The organism is Alloalcanivorax marinus (assembly GCF_016906305.1).
GTDB classification, from domain to species: domain Bacteria; phylum Pseudomonadota; class Gammaproteobacteria; order Pseudomonadales; family Alcanivoracaceae; genus Alloalcanivorax; species Alloalcanivorax marinus.
Window position 1 is genome coordinate 1 of the sequence record NZ_JADDOL010000032.1, and the last position, 19,031, is coordinate 19,031.

The 19,031-nt window shown below is 68.9% G+C and carries 17 protein-coding genes; 5 read left to right on the plus strand and 12 right to left on the minus strand.

All coding sequences use genetic code 11. From position 1 onward, the window contains the following. Together IM760_RS17440 and IM760_RS17445 are read left to right on the plus strand one after the other, a co-directional pair. Positions 1–692, plus strand: a 692-nt coding sequence (locus tag IM760_RS17440) for an O-antigen ligase family protein (protein ID WP_204431507.1), incomplete at its 5' end; no start/stop codon positions are given. Next, positions 689–1,786 carry a glycosyltransferase gene (locus IM760_RS17445; RefSeq protein ID WP_204431508.1) on the plus strand — a complete coding sequence of 366 codons (1,098 nt, stop codon included), beginning with the start codon at positions 689–691 and terminating at the stop codon, positions 1,784–1,786. The genes IM760_RS17440 and IM760_RS17445, both read left to right, overlap by 4 nt. Here the strand turns inward: IM760_RS17445 and IM760_RS17450 are convergent, their stop codons facing one another. The 10 genes from IM760_RS17450 to tfpB all read right to left on the minus strand — a co-directional run bounded on the left by IM760_RS17450 (position 1,787) and on the right by tfpB (position 14,639). Further along, on the minus strand, positions 1,787–3,133 hold the full coding sequence (locus IM760_RS17450; protein WP_204431509.1) for a phosphotransferase: 1,347 nt from the start codon (positions 3,131–3,133) through the stop codon (positions 1,787–1,789). It abuts the gene before it with no gap. Next, positions 3,130–4,047 (minus strand): glycosyltransferase family 2 protein, encoded by a 918-nt coding sequence (locus IM760_RS17455; RefSeq protein ID WP_204431510.1) that lies wholly within the window; start codon positions 4,045–4,047, stop codon positions 3,130–3,132. Before IM760_RS17455 ends, IM760_RS17450 begins: the two co-directional genes overlap by 4 nt. After that, positions 4,044–4,889: a lipopolysaccharide core heptose(I) kinase RfaP gene (gene rfaP / locus IM760_RS17460; protein WP_204431511.1), complete on the minus strand. Its 846-nt coding sequence runs from the start codon at positions 4,887–4,889 to the stop codon at positions 4,044–4,046. The genes IM760_RS17455 and rfaP overlap by 4 nt, the downstream gene beginning before the upstream one ends. Next, entirely contained in the window at positions 4,886–5,995 is a 1,110-nt protein-coding gene (locus IM760_RS17465; protein WP_204431512.1) for a glycosyltransferase family 4 protein, read from the minus strand. Before IM760_RS17465 ends, rfaP begins: the two co-directional genes overlap by 4 nt. Beyond that, positions 5,992–7,023 carry a lipopolysaccharide heptosyltransferase I gene (gene waaC / locus IM760_RS17470; RefSeq protein ID WP_204431513.1) on the minus strand — a complete coding sequence of 344 codons (1,032 nt, stop codon included), beginning with the start codon at positions 7,021–7,023 and terminating at the stop codon, positions 5,992–5,994. The genes IM760_RS17465 and waaC overlap by 4 nt, the downstream gene beginning before the upstream one ends. Before the next feature lie 7 nt (positions 7,024–7,030). Beyond that, a complete protein-coding gene (locus tag IM760_RS17475; RefSeq protein WP_204431514.1) occupies positions 7,031–7,801 on the minus strand; it encodes a lipopolysaccharide kinase InaA family protein in 771 nt (256 codons plus the stop codon). 2 nt (positions 7,802–7,803) lie between these two features. Then, entirely contained in the window at positions 7,804–8,850 is a 1,047-nt protein-coding gene (waaF, locus tag IM760_RS17480; RefSeq protein ID WP_204431515.1) for a lipopolysaccharide heptosyltransferase II, read from the minus strand. Between the two features lie 21 nt (positions 8,851–8,871). Continuing rightward, complete coding sequence (locus IM760_RS17485) at positions 8,872–9,792, minus strand: branched-chain amino acid transaminase (RefSeq protein WP_204431516.1); 921 nt, start codon at positions 9,790–9,792, stop codon at positions 8,872–8,874. Between the two features lie 68 nt (positions 9,793–9,860). Beyond that, a complete protein-coding gene (gene glnE / locus IM760_RS17490) occupies positions 9,861–12,725 on the minus strand; it encodes a bifunctional [glutamate--ammonia ligase]-adenylyl-L-tyrosine phosphorylase/[glutamate--ammonia-ligase] adenylyltransferase (protein WP_204431517.1) in 2,865 nt (954 codons plus the stop codon). Between the two features lie 120 nt (positions 12,726–12,845). Further along, on the minus strand, positions 12,846–14,639 hold the full coding sequence (gene tfpB, locus IM760_RS17495) for a type IV pilus assembly ATPase TfpB (protein ID WP_476726671.1): 1,794 nt from the start codon (positions 14,637–14,639) through the stop codon (positions 12,846–12,848). Between the two features lie 183 nt (positions 14,640–14,822). On the opposite strand from tfpB, the gene IM760_RS17500 reads away from it, so the two are divergent. Genes IM760_RS17500 through argA form a run of 3 tightly spaced genes read left to right on the plus strand, consistent with a single transcriptional unit; the run spans position 14,823 to position 18,167 of the window. Continuing rightward, on the plus strand, positions 14,823–15,503 hold the full coding sequence (locus IM760_RS17500; RefSeq protein ID WP_204431518.1) for a TIGR00153 family protein: 681 nt from the start codon (positions 14,823–14,825) through the stop codon (positions 15,501–15,503). A 37-nt stretch (positions 15,504–15,540) separates the two neighbouring features. Next, a complete protein-coding gene (locus tag IM760_RS17505; protein ID WP_204431519.1) occupies positions 15,541–16,809 on the plus strand; it encodes an inorganic phosphate transporter in 1,269 nt (422 codons plus the stop codon). A gap of 20 nt (positions 16,810–16,829) precedes the next feature. Beyond that, positions 16,830–18,167 carry an amino-acid N-acetyltransferase gene (argA, locus tag IM760_RS17510; protein ID WP_204431520.1) on the plus strand — a complete coding sequence of 446 codons (1,338 nt, stop codon included), beginning with the start codon at positions 16,830–16,832 and terminating at the stop codon, positions 18,165–18,167. A gap of 11 nt (positions 18,168–18,178) precedes the next feature. Here argA and vapC read toward each other — a convergent pair whose 3' ends face one another. Further along, complete coding sequence (gene vapC / locus IM760_RS17515) at positions 18,179–18,577, minus strand: type II toxin-antitoxin system tRNA(fMet)-specific endonuclease VapC (protein ID WP_204431521.1); 399 nt, start codon at positions 18,575–18,577, stop codon at positions 18,179–18,181. After that, complete coding sequence (gene vapB / locus IM760_RS17520; RefSeq protein WP_204431522.1) at positions 18,577–18,807, minus strand: type II toxin-antitoxin system VapB family antitoxin; 231 nt, start codon at positions 18,805–18,807, stop codon at positions 18,577–18,579. The genes vapC and vapB overlap by 1 nt, the downstream gene beginning before the upstream one ends. Positions 18,808–19,031 lie beyond the last annotated feature (224 nt).

Sequence of the window (19,031 nt, forward strand, 5' to 3'; positions counted from 1 at the left end):
ACTGCATCACCCTGCCCTTCTTCGCCTTTTTCGCCTCCCGCCAGCTGCCGCCGGCCCGCTGGATCAGGGTGCTGCCGTGGCTGACCACCCTGACCCTGCTGGTGTATCTGGCGGCCAACCAGCGTCGCTCCACCCTGGTGGCGCTGGCGGTGGGCTGCCTGGCGCTGCCGGTACTCACCGGCACCCGGCGTCTGCTGGTGCCGCTGGCGGTGCTGGCGCTGGTGCTGGGGGCGATCGTCGCCGTGGACCCGGCCATCATCACCGAACGGGGCGCCAGCGAGCGGCCGGCGTTGTGGTCGGCGAGCTGGGAACACATCAAGGAGGCGCCGGTGTTCGGCCACGGCATGGCCAACCGCAGCGTCGATCTGCACATCATCAACGCCCAGGGCGAGCCGGTGGTGCACGACCACCCGCACAACTATTACCTGTCGCTGTTGTATTTCATCGGCTTCGCCGGCCTGCTGCTGTGGACGTTGCTGTGGCTGCCGGAGGGGCTGAAGGCGCTGCGCTACCACCGCCACCGCACGGTGTTGTTGCTGGCCGCCCTGGCCACCGGCTTTTCGGCGGTGCTGTTCGACGGCATTCACCCCTATACACCGTTCATGTACAACTGGCCCAGTGTGTGGATTCCCATGGCCCTGCTGGTGGCCGTGGTGCGCCAGTTGCCCGACGCCGCCGGAGGCCCGCGATGAAAGTGGTTCAGATCTGCAAGTACCGCAACACCAACGTGGAAGGGGTGGACCTGTTCGAGGAGGTGCTGCGGGCGGCCCGGGATCATTGGCGCGCCTTCTATATTCTCAACGGCGACGACGGCGACCTGCGCGAGCGGCTGGGTTGCGAGACACGCACCTTCCAGCTGAGCAAGTCGGACATCAAACGCATCCGTCCGTCGGCGGTGCTGAAAGTGTTGCGCGCGCTGCGCGCCGACCGGCCGGACGTGATCGTCACCCACCGCATCAAGCCCGCCGTGTTCGCCGCCTGGGCGGCGCTGTTCCTGCCCGGCACCCGCAAGATCGCGGTGATCCACAATATGTCCGAGTTCAAGAAACCGCGCCGGCTGTGGTTCGCGCGCTGGCTGATGCGCGACTGGACCTTCGTGGGCTGCTCCGAGGCGGTGCGCGACGACATGCTGGCGCGGGGCTTCCCCGCGGACCGCACCGTGGCCATTCCCAACTCGGTGGATCAACGCATCGTGCGCGACCATCTGATGACCCGTCAGGCGGCGCGGGAGGACCTGGGCGTGCCGGTGGACGCCCGCCGGGTGATCGGCACGGTGGGACGGGCCCGGCCGGTGAAAGGCCACCACTTCTTTATCGATGCCATGAAGGAAATGACCGACCCGCCCTATGTGGTGGTGATCGGTGACGGCGAGACCCTGGAGCCGCTGCGCCGGGCCGCCGCCGAGGCGGGGCTCTCGGACCGGCTGATTTTCGCCGGCGGCCGCCGCAACGCCTATCGCTATCTGTCCGCCTTCGACGCGCTGATCATGCCGTCCCTGCGCGAGGGGCTGCCGATCGCCATGCTGGAAGCCATCGCCGCCGGCGTGCCGGTGTTCGGCACGCCGGTGGGCGGTGTGCCCGAGATTCTGCGCGACCCGGCCTGGCTGTTCCCGAAGGAGGATGTGCCGGCCCTGCGCGACAAGCTGGCCTGGCTGGGCGAGGCGGATCAGAGCGCGCTGGACGCGGTGCGCGACGCGCAATACCGGGTGTTCGAACAGGACTTCAGCATCGAGCGTTACCACGCCCGCTTCCTGGCGCTGATGGAGGGCCGACCGCTGCCGGCCTGATCATTCCGGCACGCGGAACTGCTCCCAATTGCGCTGAAAACGGGCCTGGTCGCGGGCCGCCTGGCGCCGCCGGCGGGCCGGCAGCGCGCTGAAGCCGGCGCCGTCCAGATCGATGAACACCGGCCGGTCGTCGGCGTCCACCAGAATGTTCTGCGCCTTGGCGTCGCCGTGCCAGAAGCCGGTGTCGCCGAGCCGCGCCAGCCACCGCTCCACGGATGGCGCCACCCGCCGGGCCCGCTCCCGGTCGCTTTCCATCAGCGTACTCAACGCCGCGCCCTCCACCCGGGGAAAGGCGATCACCGCGCCGCCGTCCGGCCGTCGCCGCAGCATCACCGGCCGTGGCGTGGGCACGCCCAGCAACGCCCAGGTCCACCCCATCACCCAGGAAATGTCCGCGCGGGTGCGAAACAACCGCGCCCGCAACCGCGCCTTGGCGCCGCCTTCCCGGTAATGCTTGATCACCCACGCATCGTCACCGTACACGCTGACGCGGCTGCCTTCCTTGATCAGCGGCAGGGACGCCGGGTCGCGCAGTGCCGCGGCCAGGGCCTCCCGCTGGTCGGCGGGCAGCGCGCGCCGGTACAGCCATTGCTCGCCGTGCTCCGCCCAGACGCCGATGGCGGAGGATTCCCGGCGCCACTTCTTCATGGCACTGCGCAGCCGGCGATTGCTGCGCCGCCGGATCATGGCGGCCAGCCCCCGGTCGCGCAGCCCCTCCCGGCGCAGCCGCTCGACCACCTTGTCGACCAGGGCGTCGCGCAGGTCCAGGGGCGTCTGGGCGCAGAACAACGCCAGGTTATCGAGAATCGCCGGCTCGTGGCGCAGGCCACCGGGCAGCGGCGCCATTTCCCCGGCGTCGATGACCAGGAAGCGCTCGCCGTCGAACAGAAAATTATCCAGGTGCAGATCGAGCTGGCGCAGGCCCGCGCGGTAGAGGCTGAACAGGCTGTCCAGCAGATCCTCGCCCAGGGCCAGGCCACGCTCGCCGCGTAACGCCGCCTGGCCGGACTGGCCGGCCACCCAGTCGGTGATCAGGATGGCGCCGTGGGCGTCCTGGCTTTCGTGGCGCAGGGCCGGCACCGCCAGGCCGGCGGCGATCAGCTCCCGATGGCGGGCCACCTCGCGGCGCGCCTCGTCCTGGTGGCCGGCGAAGAACAGCTTGGCGAACACGGTGTCGCCGCGCCAACGGGCGCGCACCGCCAGCCGCCGGCCGGGCAGATGGCGCAGCAGCACCTCGGCGCTGAGCGGGTCGCCGTCCACCTCCACGGTGAACGGGCCCGCCCGGCTCCAGTCGCGGCCGGCCAGCTCCCGCCAATCGTCAAAGTCCTGCGTGATATCGGTGCTCAAGCCCCACCCCGTTTGCACGGCCTCAGGCTGGCAACATAGCGGCGCAGGTAACGGGGGTGCAATGCCTGCCGCCAATCCGCGCCCAGGGCGATGCGGAAGAACCGCCGCACCAGATCCGGACGGCCGTGGCGATCGGCCAGCTTGAGCAGGGAAATGGCACGCCGCGCCCGGTAGCGGCGGCGCTCGCTCTGCGCCCAGTCCGGCAGGCCGTTGTTGTCGAAGATCAGCGTTTCCAGGTCCATGCCCACCGCCAGGGCGGCGTCCAGATCATGGCGCATGCTGTCCGCGTGCTTGTGGATCACCGCCACCGGCGCCGGGCTCACCGCCGCCGGGTAGCGGGCCAGCGCGTGGGCGAACACCGGCAGGTCCTCGGTATGGCGCAGGGCCGGGTCGTAGGCGGTGTGAGCGAACAGGTCGCGGTGCATGGCGCAGGCGCCGTTGGAAATGGTCAGCCTCTTGTCCAGATAGGCACGGAAATTCACGCGCGGATCGTCACTGACCGGGGCCGGGGCGATGCGGTCCCGGCGGGCGCCGTCGTCCGCTTCGTGGCCGCCGATGATCAGCCGCGCCCGGGGGTGCGCCTGGATGGTCTCCGCCAGCCGCGCCAGGGCGCCGGGGCAGAGCTCGTCGTCGGCGTCCAGAAACAGCAGCCAGTCGTGGCGGGCCTCGCGCAGCCCGCGATTGCGCACCGCCGCCAGGCCGGCGTTGTCCTGATGCACCACCCGGAACGGCTCCGGGCGCCGCGCCGCCAGATCCGCCAGCACCGCCTCGGTGTCGTCGGTGGAGCCGTCGTTGATCACCACCACCTCGAACGGGGCGTAATCCTGACGCAGCGCGGACACCAGCGCCCGCTCGATGACCCGGGCGTAGTTGTAGGCCGGAATGACGATGGAAAAGCCGGGGCGCTCGTTCATATGTCCTTACCCGGGTGTTCGCTGAAACGCAGTGGAAAGGTCGGCGTCTTTTCGAAATAGCGCTGGTAGATGCCCTCCGCCTCACGGCGGGCGGCGTCCAGCAACCGGGCCTTGTCCGCCAGCGCCTCGCGCAGGGGCATATCGGTGTAGGCGCGCACGAAGCGCAGTAAGTCCCGGTGGGTGAGGTCCAGGCGCGCGGTGGAAAAGTACAGGCCGCCGATGTCCTTGGTGCGCCAGCGGCGCGGCACCCGGGCGCGCACCTGGGAGCGGTGCAGGTCGATCAGATGCAACGGCGCGGTGGCGTCGTGGCGGTCCACCGCCGAGCGGGCGATCAGAAAGTGCCCCAGGTAGAAATCCCGGTGATTGACGCCGGCGTCGTGCATGGCCTTGGCGATTTCCCCGACCCGGCGGATCAGCGCCCATTTGAACGGCGCCGGCCCCGGGTGCAGCCGCCAGTGCTCGCCCAGTTCTTCCAGGCTCACGGTGTGCATCAGTTCGTCGGTGACCAGAAACGAGCGGCGGCGGGCCGGGTTGGCGCCGCGCTCGCCGTAGCCGGCGATGCTCAGGGTGTCGATGCCGGCGGCCTGCACGGCGTGGATGGCGCGCACCTCCGACAAGGCACCCAGCACCGGCAGCTTGCCCTGGGTCAGGTTCTTGATGATTTCCTTCCAGCCCACCCCACCGTGGTACTTGAGAAAGTAATGCCGGCCCTCGGCGATAAACCGCAGCGTGCGCCGCCCTTCCCGGGCCCGGAACACATCCCCGTCCTGGCGGGCGGCCTGTTCCAGGGGATCCAGGCCCCGCCAGGCGCGGGCCAGATCCTCGCGCAGGTAAAGCGTCATGCGGATTCTCCGGCGGTGGCCGCGCCGTGGGGGCGGGCCTCGATGGCGTCCACCGCGTGGTCCACCAGACTGTAGATGTCGGCGTCGGCGGCAAAGATCCGGCCGCGCTCGCGCCACTGATCCCGGGGCTGAAGCAGCAACCGCGACGCGGCGGCGGTGAGCGCCGCCGGGGTGGGATCGTCCAGCACCGCGCCCATGTCCGCGTCACGGATGTAACCGGCGTAGCCGCAGGCGGAGGTGGTCAGCACCGGCAGGCCGGCGATGGCCGCTTCCAGCAACACCGTGCCGGTGTTCTCCGCGTAGGCCGGGTGCAGCAGCAGGTCCGCCGACCACAGCCAATCGGGCACGTTGTCCTGACCGCCCATGAAGCGCACGCGACTGGCCATGCCAAGCCGCTCCGCCAGCCGCTGGTAGGGGCCGGCGTCGTCGTCGCCCACCACGAACAGGCGCACGTCGTCGCCCAGGCCGGCCAGCGCGCGGATCGCCCGATCCAGCCCCTTGGTGCGAAAGCCGGAGCCCACGAACAGCAACAGGGGCGTGGTTTCCGCCACCCCCAGTTCGGTACGCAGCCGCGCCCGGCGCGAGGCGAAGTCCTCCGGCAGCAGGCGATCCCGGCGGATGCCCGGTGGCAGATCCACGAACCGCCGGTCCGGGGTGCCGTAATGGCGCTGGTAGAGGGCACGCTGATGGGGCGAGATCGACAACACCCCGGTGCTCAGATCGGGCTCGAACACCGCCGCCTCCATGGCCAGCTTGCTGCGGTAGCGCGGCAGCCAGCGCTTGGGGCCGTGGTAGCGGTCGGCCAGACAGCCGTCGGCGGCATAGTACCAGTCCAGGCCGGGCATCTTGTTGAAGCCCACCACCCGGTCGAAGCCGGTCAGGCGGGCGCGCGCCGCCTCGGCGAAGGCGGCGTCGCGGGCATGGTTGCTGGCGCCGCCCACCGGCACCGTTTCCAGGGCCGGGCCCTCCGGCGCCGGGCCGTGCCAGGCGCGGGTGAACACCGTCACCTGATGGCCGCGCGCCACCGCCGCCTGGGCGATCGCCAGCATGTCGCGCTGCAGGCCGCCGTAGGGAAAATACTCGAACAGCAGGAATGCCAGCTTCATGGGCCCGCCACCTCGATCAGGCTTTGCCACACGCGGTGCGGTTTGAGGCTGCTGAAACAGGGCGGCTCCACGCCGCGCCCCAGGCTGCCCCGGTAGGTGCAGTTCTCCTGCACGCAGGGCGCGCAGGGAAACTCCGCCGCCAGGCTGCGCGCGCGGGGGCCGCGCACGCCGGTGAGGCGCGGGTCCGTGGGGCCGTACAGGGCGATGCCGGGCAGGCCGGCGGCGGCGGCCAGATGGGCCAGACCGGTGTCCACCGCCAGGAAACCGTCCCAGTGCAGCAGTTTGTCGGTGAGTTCGGCCAGGGACAGGCGGGGCAGCACCCGCACGCCGTCCAGGCCACGGCAAAGCCGTTCGGCGCGGGCTTTCTCCACCTCATTGCCCCAGGGCAGCCAGACCCGGTGGCCGGCGGCGTCGGCGCGCTCCGCCAGGTCCCGCCAGTAGGGCTCCGGGTAATGCTTGGTGGGCCAGGTGGTGCCGTGGCAGAACACCAGCTCCGCGCCGGGCTCGCCGAGCCCCCGTGGTACGTGCTCGCGCACCAGACCATAGTCCGGTTCGTCGTCCGGCGGCGCGTAGCCCAGGGCGGCGGCGAACAGCTGCCGGACCCGGGTGATGGCGTGCTGACCCCGGGGCACCGCCAGCGGGTGGTCGAGCACCCGGGCGGACAGGCGCTCGCGGGCGGAGGCCCGGTCCAGCCCGTACTTGGGGCCCTCGGCGAGGCGAGTGATAAAGGCGCTTTTGATCAGCCCCTGGGCGTCGATCACCGCGTCGTAGCGGCGCGCCCGCAGAGCCGTTTTGAAGGCGCCCCACTCGCCGCTGCGGCGGGCCCGCAGCGGATGGCGGCGCCACTCTCGCAGCTTGCAGGGCAGCACCCGCTCCACCGCCGGGTGACGACCGGCCAGATCGGCGAACGGCGCCTCCACCACCCAGTCCACCCGCAGGCCCGGCAAGGCGGCGGCGGCATCGGTGAGCGCCGGCAAGGTGTGAATGACGTCGCCCATGGACGACGTCTTGATCAGAAGAACATGCATGCTGTGTCTACGATTGCCGCTCTTTCGGGGCCAGCCGCCGGAGCAGCCCGCGGTCGGCGGCGCTCAGCCGGGGCCGGCCCAGATAACGCCGCAGAAAACGCAGGCGGTCGTGCAGCCCGACGCCCCGGGTGCGGCGGGAGAGACTCTCCATATCGCGCAGCCGATAGGCGGCGCGGGCCGGATGGCGCGCCTTTTCCAGATCGATGAAGCGTACATCAAAGCGCCCCAGGGCGGGCCGCCAGGCGACGAAAATATGCTTGGGGTAGAGGGTGCGGTGGGCCACGCCACGGCTGTGCATATAGCGCAGGGCATCGGCCACGTCCTGCACCAGCCGCCAGCGCTGCACCGGCGACAGCGCCAGGCGATTGAGCCGGTCCAGGCTTTCGAAGCCGTCCAGGCCCAGGCTCACCAGCACCGTGTAGCGGTGGCCATCGGCGCCGGTGCGGCTGTCGAAGAACACCGGCCGGGCCACCGGAATGCCCCGTTTCAGGCAGTCCACCAGGGCGCGGAACTCCTTCACCAGGGTGGGCTCCCCACGCAGCGGGTGGCGCAGACTGGGACGTAGCTGATCGCGCTGACGCTTGATGTAGAGGCTGTGAAGCCGCCCTTCGCCGTCGGCCAGCCGTACCCGATAAACGCTCAGCTCACCGCCGTAGCGGTAGTTGGGCTCGTCCACCCGCTCGGCGTCCGGCAGGGTCCACCAGGCGTCCAGGTCGTTCAGCCCCAGCGTCAGAAAAACGGCCCGCCAGTCGCTGGCGAGAAAAGATCGCGATCCCATGGTCAGTTCCCTCCGACGCTCAGCCCCCGCAGAGCGGTGACCACCCGCGCCGGCTCCAGCAGGCGCATGCAGTTGTGATGCTCCAGCGGGCACTCCCGCTGAAAACAAGGGCTGCAGTCCAGCCCCAGGCGTTCGATGGCCACCCGCTGCCCCAGCGGCGGCGTGAAACCCGGCGAGGTGGACCCGTACACCGCCACCAGCGGCCGGTTCAGGGCGGCGGCGATGTGCATCAACCCGGAATCGTTGCTGACCACCGCGTCGGTGGCCGACAACAGGTCCACCGCCTGCTCCAGACTGGTGGCGCCGGCCAGCACCCGCACCCGGTCCCGCCCGGCCGCCGGCAGAGCGGCGACGATGGCGTCCGCCACCGGACGATCCTTGGCGGAGCCGAACAGCCACACCCGGCCGCCCTGTTCGATCCAGTCGGCGGCCACGGCGGCGTAATGCTGTTCCGGCCAGCGCTTGGAGGGGCCGAATTCGGCGCCGGGGCAGAGCCCCAGCACCGGCCGGTCCGCCGCCAGCTCGTGCTGTTCGCGGGCGGCGGCCACCGACGCCGGGTCCACCTCCAGATGGGGCGGCCGGATCTCCTCCAGAACCGGCACCGGCGCGTCCGCCGGTCGCGCCAGCGCCACGAAACGCTGCACCATCAGCGGGTAGCGTTCCTTGTCCAGCCGGCGCACGTCATTAAGCAGGCCGTAACGCATCTCGCCGCGCCAGCCGGTGCGGCGGGGCACGCCGGCCCAGAACGGCAGCAACGCGGATTTCAGGGAGTTGGGCAACACATAGGCGTGGTCGTAGCGGCCGCGCAGGGCCCGCCCCTCGGCGCGCCGCTGGCGCAGTTTCAGCTCGCCATGGCCGAACGGCAGATCCAGGGCCTGACGCACTTCCGGCATGCGCGACAGCAGCGGCCGGCACCAGGCCGGCGCCAGCACGTCGATGTGGCAGGGTTGCCGCGCCTGAAGATCGGCGAACAGGGTCTGCGCCATCACCATGTCGCCGACCCAGGACGGGCCGACGACCAGGATGCGGGGGCGTGCCGGATCCGTCACTGGCTCGGGCCCGTCAGCCGGTTACGGATAGGTCAGCCATTCCCGGTGCTCGTCGGACTTGCCGCGCACCAGATCAAAGTAGATCGACTGCAGTTCCTCGGTGATGGGACCACGCTTGCCTTCGCCGATAATGCGGCCGTCCAGCTCGCGGATCGGCGTCACCTCGGCGGCGGTGCCGGTGAAGAAGGCTTCGTCGGCGATGTAGAACTCATCGCGGGTGAGGCGCTTCTCGCGCACCTTGTAGCCCCGTTCCTCGGCCAGCTGGATGATGGTCTTGCGGGTAATGCCATCCAGGCAGGAGGTCAGTTCCGGCGTGTAAAGCATGCCGTCACGGATCAGGAACACGTTCTCGCCGGAGCCTTCCGCCACGTAGCCTTCGTTGTCCAGCAGCAGCGCTTCGTCGGCGCCGCCGGACAGGGCTTCGTTGAGCGCCAGCATGGAGTTCATGTAGCTGCCGGAGGACTTGGCCTTGCACATGGTGATGTTGACGTGGTGCCGGGTGTAGCTGGAGGTGCGCACCTTGATACCCAGTTCCAGGGCTTCCGGCGACATGTACGACGGCCATTCCCAGGCGGCCACCGCCACGTGCACGTTGAGGCCGTTGGCGCGCAGGCCCATGCCTTCGCTTCCGTAGAACACCAGCGGGCGAAGGTAGGCGTGGGGCAGCTTGTTCTCACGGACCACGGTGGTGTGCGCGTCGTTGATCTGCTCCTTGCTGAAGGGCATCTTCATGGACAGGATCTTGGCGCTGTTGAACAGACGGTCGGTGTGTTCCTTGAGACGGAAGATCGCCGGGCCGCGACCGGTTTCGTAGGCCCGCACGCCCTCGAACACGCCCATGCCGTAATGCAGCGTATGGGTGAGCACGTGAATCTTGGCGTCGCGCCAGGGAATCAGCTCACCATCCAACCAGATAACACCGTCTCTATCAGCCATGGACATGGCGGTTCGTCTCCTAAATCAAAATGGCCTCGGCCCCGCGGCCTCGACCGAACGTCGTCATCCCGTCGTCAGGCGTCCGCGAACCATTGGTCCCAGATCGCTCGCACGCCTTCGCGCAGATCGCGGAATTCCGTGTCGTCGACGATGGACTTTTCTTTGCGCAGTGAAGCGCGATGAGCCGCGGACCGGTAGGCCAGGTAGGCTTCCCGCAGCAGGCCGGCATCCTGGGCCGGCATCAATTCCAGAGCGGCGAGGGTTTCGAGTAGCCGCACATTGTCGGTGAAACGGGTCAGTTCACCGTGGGAGGAGGCCCATCTAAGTACGCCATATTGCACCATAAATTCGATATCGACGATACCTCCGGGATCCTGCTTGAGGTGAAAACGGTCGGGCTGGCGGGCGGCCAGGTGGTCGACCATCTTCTCGCGCATGGCCAGCACGTCCCGGCGCAGGGCGTCGCGCTCCCGGGGGCGGCACAGCACCTCGTGACGGATGCCGTCGAAGCGCTCCCGGGCGCGGCTGCAGCCGGCCACCACCCGGGCGCGCACCAGGGCCTGGTGTTCCCAGGTCCAGGCGTCGTTGAGCTGGTACTTGCGGAACGCATCCATGGACGACACCAGCAGACCGGCGCTGCCGCTGGGCCGCAACCGGGTGTCCACCTCGTAGAGCTGGCCGCTCATGGTGCGGGTGGAGAGGATGTGCACGATGCGCTGGCCCAGACGGGCGTAGAACTGTTCGTTGGACACCGGCCGATCGCCGTCGGTGCTGCCGCCGGAGGCGGCGTCGTGCAGGAACACCAGATCCAGGTCGGAGTTGTGGCCCAGCTCGATGCCGCCCAGCTTGCCGTAGCCCACCACCACGAAATCCGGGTTGCAGGGCTGGCCGTCGGTGCGCCCGGGCCGGCCGTGGCGCTCCACCAGGGGTTCCCAGGCCAGCATCACCACCTGCTTGAGAATGGCCTCCGCCAGCCAGGTAAGGTAATCGCTGACCTTCATCAGCGGCAGCACCTCGGTGACCTCGGAGGCGGCGACGCGCAGCAGGTGGGCCTGCTTGAAGTTACGCAGCACCTCCATCTGCTGTTCCAGATCGTCCTCGGCCACCCGCAGCAATTGCTGGCGCAGCTCGTCGTCCAGCTCGTCGCGGCCCGGCGGCGAATACAGGGTGCTCACGTCCAGCAGTTCGTCGAGCAACACCGGATGGCGGGCCAGCCGCTCGGCGATCCAGGGGCTGGCGCCGGACAGCTTGACCAGCTGGGTCAGGGCGCCCGGGTTTTCCACCAGCAGGGCGATGTAGGCGCTGCGGCGGACCACCGCTTCCACGAAGGCCACCAGCCGCTCGGCGGTGACCCGGCCGTGGCCCTGATAGCCCAGCGCCTCCAGCAGCAACGGCATGAGCCGGTCGAGCCGCTCGCGGCCGATGCGCTGCATGTTCATCACGGCGCGGGATTCCCGCAGCCGCTCCAGGGCCGCCAGCACCTCTTCCGGCTCCTGCACGCCCACCCCTTGCAGGCGGGCAATGGCGTCGTCCCGTTCCAACTGGCCGAGCCACAGGTCCAGCAATTCCTGGTCGCCCTCGGACACTTCGGCTTCTTCCTGGGGATCGGCGATCACCTGGCTGAAGTGGTAGCGCACCTGTTCGCGGTGGCGGCGCAGCGCGCGCTCGAAGGCGGCCCGGGCGGAGAAATCCATGGCGAAGGTGAGCCGCTGCCAACCCAGTTCGTCGTCCGGCAGGCGCTGGGTCTGCCGGTCCGCCACCGCCTGCAGCCGGTGCTCCACGTCGCGCAGGAACACGTAGGCTTCGCGCAGTTCCTCCACCACGTCCTCGGGCAGCATGCCCTCGTCCGCCAGGCGCGGCAGCATCTTGATCAGGTTGGGCTCGCGCAGGGCCGGCAACTGGCCGCCGCGAATCAGCTGAAACGCCTGGACGATGAACTCCACCTCGCGGATGCCGCCGGCGCCCAGCTTGACGTCCGCCTGCATGCCCTTGCGGTTCACCTCGCGCTCGATCAGGGCTTTCATCTCGCGCAGGGATTCAAAGGCGCCGTAGTCGATGTAACGGCGGTAGACGAACGGGTTGAGGCGCTCGATCAGGCGGGCGCCGGCCTGCAGGTCGCCGGCCACCGGGCGCATCTTGATCAGCGCGTAGCGCTCCCATTCACGGCCCTGGTTCTCGTAGTAGTGCTCCATGGCGTCGAAGCCGATGGCCAGGGCGCCGCTTTTGCCCCAGGGGCGCAGGCGCATGTCCACCCGGAACACGAAGCCGTCGGCGGTGTTCTGATCCAGCGCCTTGATCAGCTGCTGGCCCAGGCGCAGGAAGAACTGGTGGTGGGACAGGGCGCGCCGCTCGCCGGGGATCTCGCCTTCGTGCTCGTAGGCGAAGATCAGGTCGATGTCCGACGACAGGTTCAGTTCCCGGGCGCCCAGCTTGCCCATGGCCAGGACCACCAGCTTCACCGGTTCGCCGTCCTCGTCGCGGGGCACGCCACCGCGCTCGCAGGCCCACTGGTAAAGCCGCTCCAGGGCGGTGCTGATGAGGGTGTCGGCCAGCAGCGACAGGTCCGCCACGGTGGCGTGGTAGTCCGCCAGCCCGGTCAGGTCACGCCAGATCAGGCGCACCATATGGCGGTGGCGCAGACGGCGCAGGGCCGCCTTGAGGGCGTCCTCGTCCTGGCAGGTCATCACCGCCTCGCGGACCTGTTCGGCCAGGGCGCCGCCGTCGAGCCGGTGACGCAGGGGGCTGGCGGCCAGCCACTCGCCCAGTTCAGGGTCACGGATAAACTGTTCCGCCACATAGTCGGAACCCGCCCATACCCGGGGCAGATCGCTGAGCAGCGTGTCGGGAAGCGTGTGGCCCACCTCCTGGAACCGCTGCCAATGCCGGGTCACCAGCACGGAGAGTTCGTCGGGCAGGCCGGAATAGTCCGGATCAGTCATGGCAGGCTATTGTCCATGGCCTTTGGCGGTAAGGCCAATCGGGCGTTCTGGGTGTCGGCGCGAGCGCAAGCAAAGCACCAAGCATACTCCCAAGCCCGGCCCGCTGACCATGGGCGCCGCTCAGAGCAGCACGTCCTGGGACGGGGTGACCCGCATCACTTCCTCGATGGTGGTGAGCCCCTGGGCGACCTTGCGGGCGCCGCTGATGCGCAGCGGCTTCATGCCGTTCTTGACCGCCAGCCGGGTCAGGGTCTCCAGGTCGCCGCCCCGTCCCACCTGGCCCTTCAGGGCGCCGTTGAACGGCAGGGTCTCGTAGACCCCCATGCGGCCCAGGTAGCCGGTGCCCCGGCACTCCAGGCAGCCCACCGGCTGGCACACGGTATCCGGCATGGTCATCTTGAAGGGGCGCACCAGCTCCTTCCAGGCCTCCGGGTCCGGGGCGGTTTCCACCTTGCAGTGGGGGCAGAGCGTGCGCACCAGGCGCTGGGCCATCACCCCGATCACGGTGGCGGACAGCAGATAGGGCGGCACGCCCAGATCCACCAGCCGGGTGATCGATGAGGGGGCGTCGTTGGTGTGCAGGGTGGACAGCACCAGGTGGCCGGTGAGCGCCGCCTGGATCGCCATGTCGGCGGTGGCCAGGTCGCGGATCTCGCCGATCATGATGATGTCCGGGTCCTGGCGCAGCATGGCCTTGACGCCCTGGGCGAAGTCCACGTCGATGTTGGCCTGCACCTGCATCTGGTTGAAGCTGGGCTCCACCATCTCGATGGGGTCCTCGACGGTGCAGACGTTGACCTCGCTGGTGGCCAGTTGCTTGAGGGTGGAATACAGGGTGGTGGTCTTGCCGGAACCGGTGGGGCCGGTGACGAACACGATGCCGTGGGTGTGGGCGGTCATCGCCCGCCAGTGCTCGTGGTCCTCGCGGCTGAAACCGAGCTGGGCGAAGCTGCGCACCAGCACGTCCGGGTCGAAGATGCGCATCACCATCTTCTCGCCGAAGGCGGTGGGCAGGGTGGAGATGCGCAGTTCCACCTCGTCGCCGTCCGGGGATTTGGTCTTGAGCCGGCCGTCCTGGGGCTTGCGCTTCTCCGCCACGTTGAGCCGGGACAGGATCTTCAGGCGGCTGGTCACCGCCGCCATGATCGCCGCCGGCAGCTCGTAGACGTCGTGCAGCACGCCGTCGATGCGAAAGCGCATCCGGCCCTGCTCCCGGCGGGGCTCCAGGTGAATGTCGCTGGCCCGCTGGGAGAAGGCGTACTGCAGGATCCAGTCGACGATATTGACGATGTGCTGGTCGTCCGCGTCGTGGTGCCCCTTGCCCACCTCCAGCAGTTGCTCGAAGTTGGTGATGCCGGACAGTTCCTGGCCGCCGGCCCGGGCGGCGCCGGCGATGGAGCGGCTCAGGTTGTAGAACTCGATGCGGTAGCGGCGCAGCTGTTCCGGATTGGCGAACACCGTTTCCAGTTCGCGCTCGCCGAGCACCTGGCGCAGGTGCTCGCGCCAGTCCAGCCGGAACGGCTGGTCGCAGGCCACCACCACCCGATCCCGGCGGCTCTCCACCGCCACCAGGCCGTGGCGCTCGGCGAAGGCATAGCTCATCACCCGGGTGACGCCGTCCACGTCCACCTTGAGCGGGTCGATGTGATACAGCGGCAGACCGCTCTTCTCGGCCAGCCAGCGGGACAGGAAGTCCACATCCAGCACCCGCTGGCCGTGGCTCTGGTCCACCAGGCGGTACTTGGCCACCACCTCCAGCGGATGCCAGTTCAGTTCCTTGTTTTCCCGGGGCGTGGTGGAAATGACGTTGAAGTCCTCGCGGCTGACGCGCTGCTCCTCGAGCAGCTCGCGCATCACCCAGCGAACGTCCACTTCCTGGCCCTGGCGGTGCGCGGGCACGGCGGTGACGGGCACGGTTCTCCCCCTTTTTCCCGTTTTCGGCCACTGTAGTCCGCGCCGGGGCTTGCCGCCATCCCCGAATCGCCGGAACCTGAACCGGTGCCCGTCGCGGTGGCGGCCGGGCGCCGTGGACGGGTCGCGGCATCCCCTCTATACTCGCGCCCCAAATTATGACCTTTCCGTTACAGGGTGACCCCCATGTCCTTCGGAAGCTCGATCGCCGGCCTGTTCGGCCGCTCCCCGATCAAACCCCTGCAGCAGCACTACGACACGGTGCACGAATGCGCGGTGGGCCTGGGTGACTTCTTCGCCGCCGTGAGCAGCGGCAACTGGGATCAGGCCAAGGCCGCCCGCCAGCGCATCGCCGACCTGGAGAACCAGGCCGACGGCATGAAGAAGGAATTCCGCCTCAACCTCCCCAAGAGCCTGTTTCTGCCGGTGCCCCGCTCGGACCTGCTGGAACTGGTCAGCGTGCAGGACAAGGTGGCCAACAAGGCCAAGGACATCGCCGGCCTGATGCTGGGCCGGCAGATGACCATCCCCCCGGCCCTGGCCGGCGTGATGGGCGACTACCTGCAGGGCGCCATCGACACCTCGGCCCAGGCCCAGAAAGCCATCAATGAGCTGGACGAGCTGGTGGAAACCGGCTTCAGCGGCCGCGAAATCCGTCTGGTGGAAGATCTGATCGAGGAGCTGGACCGCCTGGAGCGGGCCAACGACGACCAGCAGATCGTGATTCGCGCCCAGCTGTTCAAGCTGGAAAGCGAGCTGCCGCCGGTGGACGTGATCTTCCTCTACAAAATCATCGACTGGATCGGCGACCTGGCCGACCGTGCCCAGAAGGTGGGCGGCCGCCTGCAGCTGCTGCTGGCCCGTTAACCCACTTTAAATCGCCACTCAGACCAGGGGTTTCTCAATGGAGTGGATGCTTGAACACAGCATGCTGATGCTGCTTATCGCCGGCGCGTTCGGTTTCCTGATGGCCTGGGGCGTGGGCGCCAACGACGTGGCCAACGCCATGGGCACCTCGGTGGGCGCCGGCGCCCTGACCGTCAAGCAGGCGGTGTTGATCGCCATCATCTTCGAGTTCGCCGGGGCCTACCTGGCCGGCGGCGAGGTCACCGCCACGGTGCGCAAGGGCATCGTCGACGCCGGTGTCTTCAACGAGACCCCCCACTACCTGGTCTACGGCATGATGGCCGCCCTGCTGGCCGCCGGCATCTGGCTGGTGGTGGCGTCCTGGGCCGGCTGGCCGGTGTCCACCACCCACTCCATCGTCGGCGCCATCGTCGGCTTCGCCGCCGTCGGCGTGGGCGTGGACGCGGTGCACTGGAACGAAGTGGGCTCCATCGTCGCCAGTTGGGTGACCTCGCCCCTGCTGGCCGGCTTTATCTCCTTCTTTCTGATTAAAAGCGTGCAGCGGCTGGTGCTCAACCAGGACGACCCGTTCCAGAGCGCCAAGCGGGTGGTGCCGTTCTACATGTTCCTGGTGGGCTACGTGATGACCGCGGTGACCCTCACCAAGGGCCTCAAGCACATCGGCCTGGACGTCAGCTTCGCCGCCAGCCTGGGCTGGTCGCTGCTGGGCGGTCTGGCGGTGGCCGCCGTCGGTGCCCTGTTCCTGCGCCGCATCAAACAGGACCCGGAGGCGGACCGGCAGTTCCGGTTCAGCTCCGTGGAGCGCATCTTCGCGGTGCTGATGATCTTCACCGCCTGCGCCATGGCCTTCGCCCACGGCTCCAACGACGTGGCCAACGCGGTGGGCCCGCTGGCCGCCATCAACAGCGTGATCGTCAACCAGGGCGTGATCGGCGAGGAAGCGGTCATGCCCAGCTGGATTCTGCTGGTGGGCGCCATGGGCATCGTGTTCGGCCTGGCGATCCTGGGCGCCCGGGTGATGGCCACCGTGGGCACCAAAATCACCGCCCTGACCCCCAGCCGGGGCTTCGCCGCCGAGCTGGGCGCCGCCACCACCGTGGTGCTGGCTTCCGGCACCGGCCTGCCGATTTCCACCACCCATACCCTGGTGGGCGCGGTGCTCGGCGTGGGCATGGCGCGCGGCATCGGCTCGCTGAACCTGCGCGTGATCGGCACCATCTTTACCTCCTGGGTGGTGACGCTGCCGGCGGGGGCGCTGCTTTCCATTCTATTCTTCTACTTCTTCAAGGGGCTGTTCGGGGCCTGACCGGTCGCTATACTCCGGCCATGACCACCGATATCGAGAGCCCCGTGTCCGACACCGACGACCAGGTCGCCTGGTTCCGCAATTCGTCGCCCTACATCAACGCCCATCGCGGTCGCACCTTCGTGGTGATGATCAGCGGTGAGGTGCTGGATACCCCGCGCCTGCCGGCGCTGATCCATGACCTGGCCATGCTCAACGCCCTGGGCGTACGGCTGGTGCTGGTGCACGGCGCGCGGCCGCAGATCAGCCGCCGGGTACAGGCCGCCGGCCTGGAAAGCCGCTTCGAGAACCACACCCGCATCACCGACGCCGCCGCGCTGGAGGAAGTGACTGCCGCCGTGGGCGCCCTGCGCCTGAAGCTGGAAGGGCTGTTTTCCATGGGCCTGGCCAACTCGCCCATGTACAACGCCACCATCCAGCTGATCAGCGGCAACTTCGTGATCGCCAAGCCGGTGGGTGTGCGCAACGGCTTTGACTACCAGCACACTGGTGAGGTGCGGCGCATCCAGGTGGAAGCCATCCGCCGCCAGGTGGACAGCGGCAACGTGGTGCTGCTCTCGCCCCTGGGCGCCTCGCCCACCGGCGAGCTGTTCAACCTGAACGCCGAGGAAGTGGCTTCCAGCGCCGCCATCGCCCTGGCCGCCGACAAGCTGATCGTGCTCGGCGACGGCCTGCGCGTGGACGACGACGAAGGCCGCCTACTGCGTGAACTGACCCCCCAGGAAGCCGGCCGCCTGCTGATCCAGGAGCGGTTCAGCACCGACCCGGTGGACCGCCAGCTCACCGCCGCCTGCCACGCCGCCAGCAACGGCGTGGCCCGGGCCCATCTGCTGGACACCTGCGAGGACGGCGCCCTGGTGCGCGAGCTGTTCACCCGCGACGGCTGCGGCACCATGGTCACCCGGGAGAGCTACGAAACCCTGCGCGGCGCCCGCATCGACGACGTGGGCGGCATTCTGGAACTGCTCGCCCCCCTGGAAGAGGACGGCACCCTGGTGCGCCGCTCCCGGGAGCTGCTGGAAAACGAGATTCACCGCTTCGCCCTGATCGAGCGCGACGGCATGGTGATCGGCTGCGCCGCCCTCTACCCGTTTCCCGACGACCGCATCGGCGAACTGGCCTGCGTGGCGGTGCACCCGCACTACCGCAACAGCGAACGGGGCCTGCAGCTGCTGCGCTACCTGGAACGGCGCGCCCGCGAGCAGAGCCTGCAAAAGCTGTTCGTGCTCACCACCCGCACCGCCCACTGGTTCCGCGAGCAGGGCTTCGAGCCCGCCGGCGTGGACGCGCTGCCGGCCCAGCGCCAGGCGCTCTACAACTGGCAGCGCAACTCCAAGGTGTTCGTGAAGAGCCTGTAGTCGCCCGGGCGCTACACCCAGTCTTCCACGCGCAGGCCCGGCACCCGGTCGAACTCCCGGGTGTTGTGGGTGACCAGCACCAGTGCCCGGCTGCGGGCGTGGCCGGCGATCATCTGATCCCAGGGGCCGATGGGCGTGCCCGCGGCGGCCAGTTCGGCGCGCAGCTGGCCGGTGTGCGCGGCGGCATCGGCCCCGTACTCCAGCACTTCCAGGCGGGCGGCGAAGCCTTCCACCACCTCCAGATTGTCCCTGCGCCGGGCGGACCGCTCGGCGCCATAGATCAGTTCCATCAGCGTCACGCTGCTGATGCACAGCGCACCCTGGCGCTCCCGAAAGGCCGCGCGCACCGCCGCCGGCCGGTTCTTGATGGTGTAGATGCAGATATTGGTATCCAGCATGTACTTCAGCATCAGAACCCCTCGCGCTCCTGCCCGTCGGGCTGTTCGCGGTCGCTCATGAAATCCGCGCTCACGGCGGGGCCGTCGAACCAGCTATCCCAGGCCTCGCCGGCGGGCACGATGATGCGAGCGCGCCCCACGGCGATGATGTCCACCTGACGCACATCGTCGGGAAAGGCGACCGCCTTGGGCAGACGCACCGCCTGGGTACGATTGCTTTTGAACACAGTGGTTTTTTCCATGGCGGGCACCTCCGGCATCAAGGATGACGCCCGCAGTGTTGCCTCTGGACCTGTATATGTCAATGGGATATACACGCTTTCACTCCTTCCGCCAAACCCCTGCTTCAGCCTAAGGCGCGGCACCGGACCGGTCTGTAGGACATCCCGGGCTTTCCCAGTCATCGGCCACGCCCCATTCCCCCTTCCGCCCCGGCCTGCGCTACACTATCCGGCCCCGAACACCC

What these genes read in the sequence shown, in the direction of transcription:
- vapC (WP_204431521.1), bottom strand. Translation starts at nt 18,577, where the DNA reads ATGCTGAAGTACATGCTGGATACCAATATCTGCATCTACACCATCAAG.
- argA (WP_204431520.1), top strand. Translation starts at nt 16,830, where the DNA reads ATGACCACCGATATCGAGAGCCCCGTGTCCGACACCGACGACCAGGTC.
- glnE (WP_204431517.1), bottom strand. Translation starts at nt 12,725, where the DNA reads ATGACTGATCCGGACTATTCCGGCCTGCCCGACGAACTCTCCGTGCTG.
- waaC (WP_204431513.1), bottom strand. Translation starts at nt 7,023, where the DNA reads ATGCATGTTCTTCTGATCAAGACGTCGTCCATGGGCGACGTCATTCAC.
- rfaP (WP_204431511.1), bottom strand. Translation starts at nt 4,889, where the DNA reads ATGACGCTTTACCTGCGCGAGGATCTGGCCCGCGCCTGGCGGGGCCTG.
- vapB (WP_204431522.1), bottom strand. Translation starts at nt 18,807, where the DNA reads ATGGAAAAAACCACTGTGTTCAAAAGCAATCGTACCCAGGCGGTGCGT.
- IM760_RS17485 (WP_204431516.1), bottom strand. Translation starts at nt 9,792, where the DNA reads ATGTCCATGGCTGATAGAGACGGTGTTATCTGGTTGGATGGTGAGCTG.
- IM760_RS17500 (WP_204431518.1), top strand. Translation starts at nt 14,823, where the DNA reads ATGTCCTTCGGAAGCTCGATCGCCGGCCTGTTCGGCCGCTCCCCGATC.
- IM760_RS17445 (WP_204431508.1), top strand. Translation starts at nt 689, where the DNA reads ATGAAAGTGGTTCAGATCTGCAAGTACCGCAACACCAACGTGGAAGGG.
- IM760_RS17455 (WP_204431510.1), bottom strand. Translation starts at nt 4,047, where the DNA reads ATGAACGAGCGCCCCGGCTTTTCCATCGTCATTCCGGCCTACAACTAC.
- IM760_RS17475 (WP_204431514.1), bottom strand. Translation starts at nt 7,801, where the DNA reads ATGGGATCGCGATCTTTTCTCGCCAGCGACTGGCGGGCCGTTTTTCTG.
- IM760_RS17465 (WP_204431512.1), bottom strand. Translation starts at nt 5,995, where the DNA reads ATGAAGCTGGCATTCCTGCTGTTCGAGTATTTTCCCTACGGCGGCCTG.
- IM760_RS17505 (WP_204431519.1), top strand. Translation starts at nt 15,541, where the DNA reads ATGGAGTGGATGCTTGAACACAGCATGCTGATGCTGCTTATCGCCGGC.